This is a genomic window from Blautia sp. DFI.9.10, assembly GCF_024461705.1.
Taxonomy (GTDB): domain Bacteria; phylum Bacillota; class Clostridia; order Lachnospirales; family Lachnospiraceae; genus Blautia_A; species Blautia_A fusiformis.
In genome coordinates, this window is record NZ_JANGAA010000041.1 from 1 (window position 1) to 11,322 (window position 11,322).

At 39.4% G+C, this 11,322-nt stretch carries 11 protein-coding genes; 8 read left to right on the top strand and 3 right to left on the bottom strand.

All coding sequences use genetic code 11. From position 1 onward, the window contains the following. Positions 1-189: 189 nt before the first annotated feature. Both NE671_RS15455 and NE671_RS15460 read right to left on the bottom strand, forming a co-directional pair. Complete coding sequence (locus NE671_RS15455) at positions 190-1,485, bottom strand: tyrosine-type recombinase/integrase (protein ID WP_004843517.1); 1,296 nt, start codon at positions 1,483-1,485, stop codon at positions 190-192. An 86-nt stretch (positions 1,486-1,571) separates the two neighbouring features. Then, positions 1,572-2,201: a helix-turn-helix domain-containing protein gene (locus tag NE671_RS15460; protein WP_004843518.1), complete on the bottom strand. Its 630-nt coding sequence runs from the start codon at positions 2,199-2,201 to the stop codon at positions 1,572-1,574. Between the two features lie 171 nt (positions 2,202-2,372). Here NE671_RS15460 and NE671_RS15465 point away from each other — a divergent pair, with 171 nt between their 5' ends. From NE671_RS15465 to NE671_RS15500, 8 genes are all read left to right on the top strand, one after another. Next, positions 2,373-2,603 (top strand): helix-turn-helix domain-containing protein, encoded by a 231-nt coding sequence (locus tag NE671_RS15465; RefSeq protein WP_004843519.1) that lies wholly within the window; start codon positions 2,373-2,375, stop codon positions 2,601-2,603. A gap of 140 nt (positions 2,604-2,743) precedes the next feature. Further along, positions 2,744-3,058 carry a hypothetical protein gene (locus tag NE671_RS15470; protein ID WP_004843520.1) on the top strand — a complete coding sequence of 105 codons (315 nt, stop codon included), beginning with the start codon at positions 2,744-2,746 and terminating at the stop codon, positions 3,056-3,058. A 325-nt stretch (positions 3,059-3,383) separates the two neighbouring features. Further along, positions 3,384-5,105, top strand: coding sequence for a MobA/MobL family protein (locus NE671_RS15475; protein WP_256164148.1), 1,722 nt, complete (start codon positions 3,384-3,386; stop codon positions 5,103-5,105). Further along, entirely contained in the window at positions 5,044-5,790 is a 747-nt protein-coding gene (locus tag NE671_RS15480; protein ID WP_006858470.1) for a DUF6040 family protein, read from the top strand. The genes NE671_RS15475 and NE671_RS15480 overlap by 62 nt, the downstream gene beginning before the upstream one ends. Positions 5,791-5,898: 108 nt before the next feature. Beyond that, the gene (locus NE671_RS15485; protein ID WP_006858428.1) at positions 5,899-6,567 is read left to right on the top strand and encodes a response regulator transcription factor; all 669 of its coding nucleotides are present in this window, start codon (positions 5,899-5,901) and stop codon (positions 6,565-6,567) included. After that, positions 6,564-7,577 carry a sensor histidine kinase gene (locus NE671_RS15490; RefSeq protein ID WP_006858429.1) on the top strand — a complete coding sequence of 338 codons (1,014 nt, stop codon included), beginning with the start codon at positions 6,564-6,566 and terminating at the stop codon, positions 7,575-7,577. Before NE671_RS15485 ends, NE671_RS15490 begins: the two co-directional genes overlap by 4 nt. Positions 7,578-7,688: 111 nt before the next feature. Further along, positions 7,689-8,456 (top strand): ABC transporter ATP-binding protein, encoded by a 768-nt coding sequence (locus NE671_RS15495; RefSeq protein ID WP_006858430.1) that lies wholly within the window; start codon positions 7,689-7,691, stop codon positions 8,454-8,456. Continuing rightward, on the top strand, positions 8,446-10,659 hold the full coding sequence (locus NE671_RS15500) for an FtsX-like permease family protein (protein ID WP_256164151.1): 2,214 nt from the start codon (positions 8,446-8,448) through the stop codon (positions 10,657-10,659). Before NE671_RS15495 ends, NE671_RS15500 begins: the two co-directional genes overlap by 11 nt. 76 nt (positions 10,660-10,735) lie before the next feature. On the opposite strand, the gene NE671_RS15505 is transcribed toward NE671_RS15500, so the two are convergent. Next, positions 10,736-10,975: a DUF6061 family protein gene (locus NE671_RS15505; protein WP_006858432.1), complete on the bottom strand. Its 240-nt coding sequence runs from the start codon at positions 10,973-10,975 to the stop codon at positions 10,736-10,738. Positions 10,976-11,322 lie beyond the last annotated feature (347 nt).

The following is an 11,322-nucleotide window of genomic DNA, read 5'->3' on the forward strand; positions in this document are numbered from 1 at the left end:
AAGAAAATCGCTATGCCATAGCCTTGGTAGGCCATCGCGCAGCGATTTTGTTCAACTGGAATTTATATAATTATCTCTCTAACTTTCCCTATTTTATAGGCTTTCCCGCATGTCCATTAGTGAAATGATATGTAGTTTCCCTTATTTTTGCCCTTATGAGATAATCACAAGGGAAATAAGGGAAATTTTTTAGTCATTGCCCACCACTTTATCAAGAAGCCGAACCGATTTTCGTTTCGCATCTCTTGTGGAGTGAGCATAGACGTTCATTGTGGTACTGACATCTGAGTGTCCCAACAATTCCTGCACATCTTTTGGGGCTGCTCCATTTGCTAAAAGGTTGCTTGTATAGGTGTGACGTAACTGGTGGAAATGAAAGCCTTCAAATCCCTCTAATGTTTTTGCCACCTTTCTGCATACCGTTCCCAAAGTAGTCGGAAGTTCCAGGCAACCATCCGGTCTTAAGCAAACAAAAGAAATTTCTTTATAATCTGCTGGGACTTCCTCTGTTCTGTCTAAGCAGTAATATTCGTAGTACACTCTGTTTTTCTCTTTGACCTCTTTGTAGTAGTTCGTGTGATAAAGTTCTCCGTACTGCATTCGATTTTTTAACTGCTCTTTCCGGGCATTACGGAAAATCTCTACCAGTGTATCTCCAAAATCAACAACCCTTACTTTTTTCCGCTTGGTTGGTCCGATGATATATTTGCGCTTTGAGCCATCATATCGGATGCTGCGTCTTATGGTAAGGCATTGTTCTTCCAGATTTACGTCCTGCCATGCCAAACCGCAGGCTTCTCCAATACGAAGCCCGGCATAATAGGCTATCTGGATTGGAAGTATTGCGGCTGGGTTCTTTTTTTGCAGATAAGCAAGCAATCTTTCATAATCTTCTCGTGAAATTGGTTGGACATTTCCGTCCATATCCTCATCGGAAAACAAATCCACTTCATCCGTCTGATACCGCAGTTTAATATACTGCATGGGATTGAACGTAATATACTGCTTTGGAAATACTGCAAAACGGAAGGACTGCTGCATGACTGCGGAAAAAGAATGGATATAATCTTTGCTGTAACCCTTTCTCTCTTTTCCGTCGGGATGAACTCCCCCGAAGGAAAGCAAATCAAAGAAGGATTGCAAATGTTCAGAGGTTACATTTTTCAGTTTCCGTTCTGCCAATGGGTGTTTCTTGATATTTCGGATTGTTCCGAGGTAATTCTCCACCGTACCATTGCTGAGCGTACCTGTTTTTAATTCCTCCTCTGCCCACACATCCAAAAGCTGTCCGACTGTGAGATTTTCCGCTTTGGCAACAAATTTCTTTTTCTCATAATCATCCATTGCCTGACGGAGCAGCTTTTCAGTTTCACTTTTGCTTTCTGTTCCAACGCATTCTTTCTGAACAAGATTGCCGCTTGCGTCCTCTACATAGAAACGGTAGTACCATTTCTTTCCTTTTTTTCTTACAGATCCTTTTGCCATAATCGTATGTCTCCTTTCGATATTAGACAATCGGAACTGATGAAATGCTTCGTGCGTGTAAGTATATCATAACTCCGGTTGTCTTACTATACCGATTCGGAATCTTCGTATAAGACTTCTGATAAAAGATTTGCAAGCCTTTGTTCTGCTGCTTTTGGTTTCTTGGAATAGAGCCTTACAACGTCTGCCATCTCATTAAAAGCATTGATGGTGTGAGTGATTTCCCTTAAGAACATAATCTCATTATATTCCTCATTCGATTCAAACCCTATTGTTTTGGCAATATCCGTCTGACCAGCATTTCCCTTGAAGTTTTTGCAGGCGAACTGGAAGGAATCCAAAAACAGACCATATTGTTTTAACATCAGCAGTAATAAATCTTTTGAAAAAGCATCTTCTTCTTTGGTAAGGGCAAGCGGTAACTGTTCCAGAATATCTCCCATCGCATCACGAATCTGTAACTCTCTCTTATCCGTAATGTCGGTTTCATATTCATCTGTTTCCCCTTTGAGCCATTCCACAGATACATGGAGTGCTTCCGAAAGACCTTCCAGCACCATTTTTTTCGTATTGTCAATCGAACCATTCTCATAACGCAGGATTGTAGAAGCGGTAACACCCATCTTTTCTGCGACATAAGGCTGTGTCAGATTCAATTCCAGACGGCGCTGTTTTACTCTGCTGCCTATCAGCTTGCGTAGTTCTTTATCTTTCATGCTGACTGCCTCCTTTTTCGGTATGTATGAATTATAGCATTGTTTTTCTATAATTGCAATATGCAATATAATATTTGTTTTTAATATTTCGTAACGCTTGACAAAAAGATGTGAAAAGGATATACTTACATCACAAGAATTGCATAATGCAATTTATAAGGAGGTGATTATATGACGCAAAGAAAAATTGCATTATCCATCGAAGAAGCTGCTGACTATACGGGAATCGGCAGAAATACCTTAAGACAGCTTGTAGAATGGAAGAAACTTCCAGTATTAAAGGTTGGTCGCAAAGTCCTGATTAAAACCGATATTCTGGAAATGTTTATGGAAGCTAATGAAGGTCGTGATTTGAGGGATAGAGGAAATGTAAAAGCCGTAACAAGAACTGCGGCAAATTAAAAAGGCGGCTTCCCAAGAAACCGCCAAAGGTTCTATCAGACCGAAGCCATGATATACCTACACGCAAGAAGATTATACCATGTGCTTCTTCTGATACGCAACCGAGAACTTATGTTTGTAAAAGAAAGGGGAATGTAATCATGGCAAAATCAACAAAAAGTTATGAAGAACGAATGCTTGAAATGGAAAAGAAGGAACAGGAAAGCCTTGAAAAAGCAAAACGATATGCAGTACAGAAGAAAGAACTTCTGAAACGAAAGAAAGCCGAAGAAAGTAAAAAACGAACCCATAGGCTCTGTCAGGTTGGCGGTGCGGTGGAATCCGTTCTCGGTGCGCCTATTGAGGAAGAGGACATCCCAAAGCTGATTGGTTTTCTGAAAAAGCAGGAAGCCAATGGGAAATTTTTTTCAAAGGCAATGCAGAAAGAAACAAATACCGATATGGAGGAAGTGTAATGGCGGGGGATGAGTTTTTCATTCCCTTCATTGCTTTTTCATGAAGGGCGCACTTATGGACAACCAGAGGTCGTCCCAATAAGTTTGCCACAAGTGGCAACCGGTCTTCGCTCACGCTTGCCGGGCTCGTTCCGTCGGCGGGGCTTTCAGCCAGACCTGCTCATGCCGCAGGAGGCACTCTTCGCCAGAGAGGCGCATTCCATGCAGGCTGCTATGCGCAGGGCACTCTTACGCAGAGGGCGTTCCGGCAATACTGCTTTTTCTAAAACTGAAAGCAATGTTGCCGGAAATCTATGCCGGATGTGCAGAAAGGAGGAATCCAGACATGGCGATTTTTCATTACACAGTCAAAATAGTCGGACGAAGTAAAGGGAAATCTGTTATCTCCGCTTCCGCATATCTCAATGGGGATGTGATGAAAAACGAGGAAACCGGGAGAATCAGTTATTACACTTCTAAAAAAGAAGTGGTCTACACCAGTCTGATGATGTGCGAAAACGCACCTCCTGAATGGCAGATAGTACCAGAAGAAAATATAAAACGCTTTCAAAAATCTGTCCGATACAAAAGGTCAGAAGATAAAGAAGCTGCTTTAGAAAAATTTAAAATCACATTTCAGAAACAACGGTTATGGAATGAGGTATTGAAGATTGAAAAAAGTGCAGATGCCCAACTTGGCAGGTCATTTGAATTTGCCCTCCCAAAAGAATGGAGCAGACAGGAACAGATTCAATATACAGCCGACTATATCAAAAAAACATTTGTGGATAAGGGAATGTGTGCTGATTGGAGTATCCACGACAAAGGGGATGGCAATCCTCATGTCCATCTGCTTCTGACAATGCGCCCTTTTAACCCGGATCATTCTTGGGGGAAGAAAGAAGTCAAAGATTGGGGTTTTGTCAGAGATAAAAGCGGAAATATCGTGATTGATGAATCCCATCCGAACTGGTGGCAGGATAAGAAAAACCCTGACCGTCATGGAATCCGTATCCCTGTATTAGATGAAAACGGAATCCAGAAGATTGGTGCAAGAAACCGCCTGCAATGGAAACGGGTACTGACCGATGCTACGGGATGGAACAATCCAAAAAACTGTGAACTGTGGCGGAGCGAGTGGGCAAAGGTGTGTAATGAACATCTGCCTTTGCATAATCAGGTCGATCACCGTTCTTATGAAAAGCAGGGAAAACTCCAGATTCCTACCATCCATGAAGGTGCTGACGCAAGAAAGATTGAACAGAAGTTTCTTGCCGGGCAGGAAATAAAAGGTTCGTGGAAAGTAGCGGAAAATCAAATCATAAAACAACAAAACACGTTATTGCAAAAGATACTGGACACCTTTGGGAAAGTATCTGGTGCATTATCATTATGGAAGGAGCGATTAAATGACATTAGAAGAAAGCCGGGAAATTATACCCTTAATGGAATCTATGATTGGGCAAATCGAAGAACAGCAGACCTTAATGGCAGAAATGCTTCTGGAAATGCAGAACCGGGACACCCAACTCTCTCTTATGCAGGAACAGAATCAGAAATTGCAAAAATTAAACAGCGAGTTATCCGAGCTGCTCAACATTTTGCCAAATACCGAGGAACTGCTTTCCAAGATGGAAGAACAGAAAACGAAGATAGAACTTTTGGAAAACGAAAATCAGCAATGGCAGAAATTGGTACAGAAACTGAACAGCGAAAACAGTTTATTACTGAAACAGAACACCGAATTGCTGAACTGGAACAGCAGATAGAGAAAGGACGTGATATAGATGAACGAATCCAGAGAATCAAAGAACGCCGAACAGTTGGAAGAACTTCTCCTCTTGACCGAGGAGATACAAGAAGAACTGGAACAGAAAGACCAGCTTATCGTGGAACTAAAGACGCAGCTCAACGAATCTCTGACCTTGAACGAGAAATTAAACAAAGAGAACAGAGCCGGGAATATTCAAGCATTAAAGAACGACTTGAAGCTAGCAGACAGAGCATTGCGGAACGAGAAAGAGAAGCTGCGAAGCGCAAACGTCACGATAGGGGAATGTCAAGATAAAATACGATGCTTAACACAACAACGGGATTATGCCCGGACACATCAGAAAATCGTAGAGATACCGGTAGAAAAGCCGGTACTCTATGAAAAATGTGAAGCCTGTGACCGGACAGACTATCAGAATGCAAAAGCAAAATACGAAACACAAAAAGAGCGACTTGCAGGACAATATAAAGCAAAAACGGTAATGTTCCAAACAACCTTGTTCCTTCTTGCATGGTATTCGCTGACAACCACTCTTTTTCAGGCAGTACAGTCAGATGTGCTCCTTTCCGATTGCAAATCATTCTTCCATGATGCAGCGTCATTCATACAAACTTTTATCGGTTGGACGATTGAGGTCGGGCAATCTGTGGCACAGATTAGCACAAAAATTCCAAATCCTTTTATAGCCGGAATGGTATATTGGATATTGTTAATATTGATTGTAGGAATATGTGTGGCAGGAACAGGGATACTGGCGATACTGATAGAAATAAAGGTTATAGAATTATATAGGGAAAAGTGTTGGGATGTCATTACTCTACTGATGATACTGACAAGTGCTGCTGTCATCATTTATTTTGGAGAAGCAATCAAAAAAGCACTGTCAGTAAATCTTCTATTGCTTTTTGTACTTTTGCAGGGCGCATATGTTGGACTTAGGTGTTATTTAGAATCGTACCTTGAGAAAAGAAACTATTAAGCATTTTTTACAAAGCTATGTACAAAATCATTCTAAAATTCCCATTCAATAATACGATTGAGAAAACCTCTCTGATACAGTATAATAAAGTGTCAGGGAGGTATCTCTATGAAGGAAAAAATACTAATCATTGAAGATGATTTTACGATACAAACACAGCTTAAAACTCTTTTGTCTGGGAATGGATATGAAGTATTTGCAGTTACGGATTTTTCCAAAACAATAGAGCAGTTAAAAGAAGCTGCGCCACATCTGGTTATTCTGGATATAAAACTTCCGGGGAATAACGGTTTTGAAATATGCTCGGGGATTCGCACCTTTTCAGATATTCCGATTGTATTTGTAACAAGCAGCAATACAGATATGGACGAACTGAACAGCATTATGCTGGGTGGAGATGCGTTTATCACAAAGCCTTATAATCCCGCTATTCTTCTTGCTAAAATTGCTGCATTGTTAAAGAAAGCCTACCGTTCCCCTCAAACAGAAATTTATATGTGGAGAGAAGCTACCCTGCATTTGGAGAGTAGCATGATAGAGTACAAAGGACAGAAAGCAGAATTGACAAAGAATGAATTGAAAATCCTCTACTACCTTTTTAAGAACTCCGGAAAAATCTGTTCCAGAAATGATATTGTGGATTTTCTTTGGGACAATCAGCTTTATGTTGATGATAACGCCCTAAGTGTCAATATTACCCGTATTCGCGACAAACTGGCAGCAATCGGACTTGTAGATTTCATTAAAACAAAACACAGGCAAGGATATACATTATGAGTGGAAAACAATATTTGAAAAATCAACTCCCCGTTATTTTAATCAATCTGCTGGGTATGCTTGTCCTTGCTTTGTTCCTGATTGCAAGCGATAATCCTATCCAAACAGTCCTGTTTATTTTTGCAGTCTGGTCGATTGTCCTTGTTTTATCTTTGCTGGCATTTTATTTCTCACGAAAAAAATATCTGAATAAATTGCTCAATATGACGGAGCAATTAGAAGAACGATATTTATTGCCGGAAATCATGCAAGTGCCGGAAAGGGCTGATGAACAGGTTTTTTACCAGATTATGAAAATGGCTGAAAAATCTATGTTGGAACGGATTGGCGAAGTACAGAGGGAACGCAGGGAATATAAAGAATACATTGAACAATGGATACACGAAGTAAAAACACCAATTACAGCGATGAAGCTGCTGTGTGAGAATAACCGTTCTCCCTTTTCCAGAGAGGTATTGGCAGAGTTAGAGAATATCAACCAATATACAGAACAGGCACTTTACTATGCCCGGAGTGAACACGCTGAAAAAGACTATTCTGTCCGTGAAGTCAATTTATGCGATGTTGTGCATAGTGCAATCGCAGATAATAAGTATCTTTTGCGTCAAAGCAATATGTCAATTCAGATAGACGATATAGAAACAAAAGTTTATACCGATGAAAAATGGGTGCGGTTCATCTTAAATCAGATTATCGGTAATGCAATCAAATACCATGCAGAGCAGCCTATTTTGCACTTTGGGGCAACAAAAACGAATGACAAGATTGTGCTATCTATCAGCGATAATGGGATAGGTATTCCTAAAAGTGATTTACCCCGTATTTTTGAAAAAGGATTTACAGGTCAGAATGGGCGAACCGGGAAAAATTCTACTGGAATTGGCTTATATCTTTGCAAGCGTCTATGTGATAAACTGGGAATAGGGCTTACTGCTTATTCCGAAAACAGAGGAACAACGATTTCACTTATCTTTCAAATGAATGATTTTATTATCGGAGTGCAGGGCTGACAGGTTCTGCACTTCTTACATTTTTGTAAGAACTGTGTAAGAAAACTTGATACAAAAAATGAGATACTCCATTTACAATAAAGATATGGAACAGTTAAGGAGGTTTATCAGATGAATACGATTTTGAAACTGGAACATATCCAGAAATATTATGGCAATGAAGGGAATATTACCAAAGCCATTAAAGACATTAGCTTTTCTGTGGAAGCTGGGGAATTTCTCGGAATTATGGGTGCGTCCGGTTCTGGAAAGACAACGCTGCTCAACTGTATTTCTACGATTGATACCGTAAGTGCAGGGCATATTTTTTTAGATGGAACAGATATAACGGAAATCAAACCAAAATCCCTTGCCCGTTTTCGCAGGGAGAATTTAGGGTTTATATTTCAAGACTTCAATTTGCTGGACACATTGACGATTTCAGAAAATATTGCACTGGCATTAGCAATCAACAAAGTCCCTGCCGGGAGCGTAGAATCCCGCATTTTGGATATAGCCGGAAAGCTGAATATCAGCGATATTCTAAACAAATATCCTTATCAGGTATCCGGCGGACAAAAACAGCGTTGTGCTTGTGCAAGAGCAATTATCAACAACCCGAAGCTCTTACTGGCAGATGAGCCGACAGGGGCATTAGACAGCCATTCCTCACAAATGTTGCTGTCTACCATTCAAAGTATCAATGAACAGCTTAGGGCGACAATTCTTATGGTAACTCATGACGCTTTTACCGCCAGCTATGCCAACCGTATTCTTTTTTTGAAAGACGGAGAAATCTTTATGGAACTGCGCAAGGGCAACGACAGCAGAAGTGCTTTTTTTGATAAAATTCTGAATGTCCTTACCATGATCGGAGGGGGACAAAGCCATGTATGCTAAACTTGTTTTCAGAAATGCAAAACGGTCTGTAAAAGACTATCTGGTCTACATTGTCACAATGACAATCTGTGTTACCTTGTTTTATGCGTTCTTGTCTATTTCCAGTAGTTATTATAGCCCGGATATAGGCAGCGAGTATGATTTTACTCTGTTAAGTGACGGAATGAAAATTGCAATCTGCATGATAACATTGCTGTTGTTATTTTTGATACGGTTCGTCAATCATTATATGCTAAGACGAAAGCAAAATGAGTTTGCTGTCCAGTCCATTATGGGAATGGAACAAAAAACTATTGGCAGGATTTTCTTTGCAGAAACACTGATTATGGGTATGTTTTCCATTTTGATTGGTATTTTTTGCGGTGTATTTTGCTCTCAATTCATTACCGCAATGCTCCTTACTGCTTATGGAGAGCCTTATGAAATCTCATGGACATTGTTCCCGGACACCGTTTTGCTGACAGTGATATTTTTTGTGGTAAGTTTTTTTGTGGTAGGAGTTTTCAATACACGCACAATCAAAAAAACAAAAATTATTGATATGCTTTCCGCAGAGAAAGAAAATGAGCCAGAATTGAAAAAGAGCCGATTCATTCCTGTCGTAGTAATTCTGTTTTTAATGTTTACTTTATGGGAATTGTTTTCAGGAATACAAAATGTCCGATTTTATTATGACTCCCGCTTTGTTTTCCCGGTGAAAATCATGTATTGGGGAAATATTTTGCTCCCTGTTGTTACATTAGGCTGGGCGGCATTATGGATGTTGAAAAAGAAAAAAATTGCTTTTCAAAAGTTGATTGATGGGCTGCTTATTTGTTCTGTATTGCACGCCTTTTTAGCAGCAAGCGTACCTGCTCTTACCAATCAATACTATTTGCCTTTACATGGTGGAATACTGAATCAATATCTGGTATTTGTATTGATTGATTTGCTCTTCTTTATTTGTGCATTGATTTATCTTGCCAGCAGCTTGATTGTAGCATGGAAAGTAAAATCGCCGGAACATAGATACAAGGGAGAAAACCTGTTCTTTTTCGGGCAAATTATATCAAAACTAAATACAACCAGCAAAACAATGACGCTGATTTGTATAACCCTTGTCCTTGCAATCTTCATGTTTATTGCCGCCCCTATTTTGACGGGCTGGGCTTCAGGTTATTTGGATATGCGCTCTATGTATGATGTGCAGGTATATTCAAGATATAATGACGTATATGAAGAAGAAAATCTGCCGCAAGACAGTTATGAAATCATTACTGAGTTTCTGACAGAACACAAAATAGATACAGTTTATGATTGCACGTTCAATCTATATCTGCCAGAGAAAGACGATTTTCACAACAGACAGAAATATGATTTTCCGATTGTAGCAATTTCTTTGAGTGATTATAACACTATACGGGAAATGCTGGGTTACGAACAGATTTCTCTGGAGGAAGATGAATTTACAACACAATGGAAAGCAATCGCCACCGAGGAAGAACGGGATAGCTTTTTGAAAGAACACACCAGCATTATGACAGACGCAGGAGAATTGACTCTTTCCGGGCAGTCCTATTATGAGGATCCGATTGGAGAAACAGCGTACAATTCCTATACAAATGTATTGTATGTACTTCCAGACAATATTTGTGAAAAGCTGTTGCCAGTAATAAAAAACCGATATATTACAACAACGGAAAATATCTCCTATGAAAATGCAAGGAAACTGGAAAAACTTTTTACAGAGAAATATCCCGAGCAGGCAGAAACCGGGGCTATTTATGGCGTGCGTTTTAGCACACTGCAAATCAATAGTTCCATAGCAAATAACTTTATTTTACAGACTGCAATGATTTATGGTGCTGTCGTACTGATGGTTATATGTCTTACCGTACTTTCTTTGCAACAACTCTTAGACGCAGGACAATATAAATATCGCTTCTCTGTACTCCGAAAATTGGGGGCGGAAGAAAAGCATATCGGAAAACTTATCTTGCAACAATTAAGTGTTTGGTTTGGGCTTCCAATTATCACAGCAATCATTGTAGCTGCTGTTGTAATAGCTTACTTTATCCAAACCATATCAGCAGAAATTTCAGCCTATATTGGGTTTAGTACATTGATGTTACAAATAGGGGCAACAATGGGGATTTTGGTAATTTTATTGATTTGTTACTTCATAAGTACATGGATTATTTTTAGGCGCTCTGTTAATCCATAGAAAATATGTAATTATTGCATTTCGCACATTCTTTAAAGAGGGATAGCACTCTTAATGAACACTATCCCTCTTTCACTTAATAAAGTTCTAATGAATCTTCTGCATCCACCCACATCTGTAAATTGCCCTCAAGATATAATCTTGCATATTCCAAAGGCTCATCCACAGCTAATGAAGTAAGTGCACATTCTGATCCATATGTGGTTTTTAAATCTTTTTCAGCTTCCCAGCAGTCAATGCGAAGCATATATCCAGCACTTGTGTAAACATCAATACTATCGTGATTTATGTTGTATTCTGCATAAATTGTTCTCATCGTATCTTATCTCCATTTTCTTTTGATAATCAGTTATAGAGTTAAATATCGAAAACATTTCAATCAGTTCACCATGTCGTTATTGTTATATGTTATACTGTGTTATGAAATTTTCTTTCCCTTAATTTTTCCCATATTAAGGTTCATGAAAGCTAATGGGAGAATGTAACACAAGGGAAAGAGTAAGGGGAAGTACACTTGCTACAAACTTAGTATTTTCAAGGGTTTGCGAAGAATTTGATAATCAAATATAACAGTTATTAAATTTCCTAAAATATGTGAAATATCAACTGAAATTGAACAAAATCGCTGCGCGATGGCCTACCAAGGCTATGGCATAGCGATTT

Excerpts from the sequence above, each read along its gene's own strand:
- NE671_RS15455 (WP_004843517.1), bottom strand. The coding sequence starts at position 1,485 with ATGGCAAAAGGATCTGTAAGAAAAAAAGGAAAGAAATGGTACTACCGT.
- NE671_RS15460 (WP_004843518.1), bottom strand. The coding sequence starts at position 2,201 with ATGAAAGATAAAGAACTACGCAAGCTGATAGGCAGCAGAGTAAAACAG.
- NE671_RS15465 (WP_004843519.1), top strand. The coding sequence starts at position 2,373 with ATGACGCAAAGAAAAATTGCATTATCCATCGAAGAAGCTGCTGACTAT.
- NE671_RS15470 (WP_004843520.1), top strand. The coding sequence starts at position 2,744 with ATGGCAAAATCAACAAAAAGTTATGAAGAACGAATGCTTGAAATGGAA.
- NE671_RS15475 (WP_256164148.1), top strand. The coding sequence starts at position 3,384 with ATGGCGATTTTTCATTACACAGTCAAAATAGTCGGACGAAGTAAAGGG.
- NE671_RS15485 (WP_006858428.1), top strand. The coding sequence starts at position 5,899 with ATGAAGGAAAAAATACTAATCATTGAAGATGATTTTACGATACAAACA.
- NE671_RS15490 (WP_006858429.1), top strand. The coding sequence starts at position 6,564 with ATGAGTGGAAAACAATATTTGAAAAATCAACTCCCCGTTATTTTAATC.
- NE671_RS15495 (WP_006858430.1), top strand. The coding sequence starts at position 7,689 with ATGAATACGATTTTGAAACTGGAACATATCCAGAAATATTATGGCAAT.
- NE671_RS15500 (WP_256164151.1), top strand. The coding sequence starts at position 8,446 with ATGTATGCTAAACTTGTTTTCAGAAATGCAAAACGGTCTGTAAAAGAC.
- NE671_RS15505 (WP_006858432.1), bottom strand. The coding sequence starts at position 10,975 with ATGAGAACAATTTATGCAGAATACAACATAAATCACGATAGTATTGAT.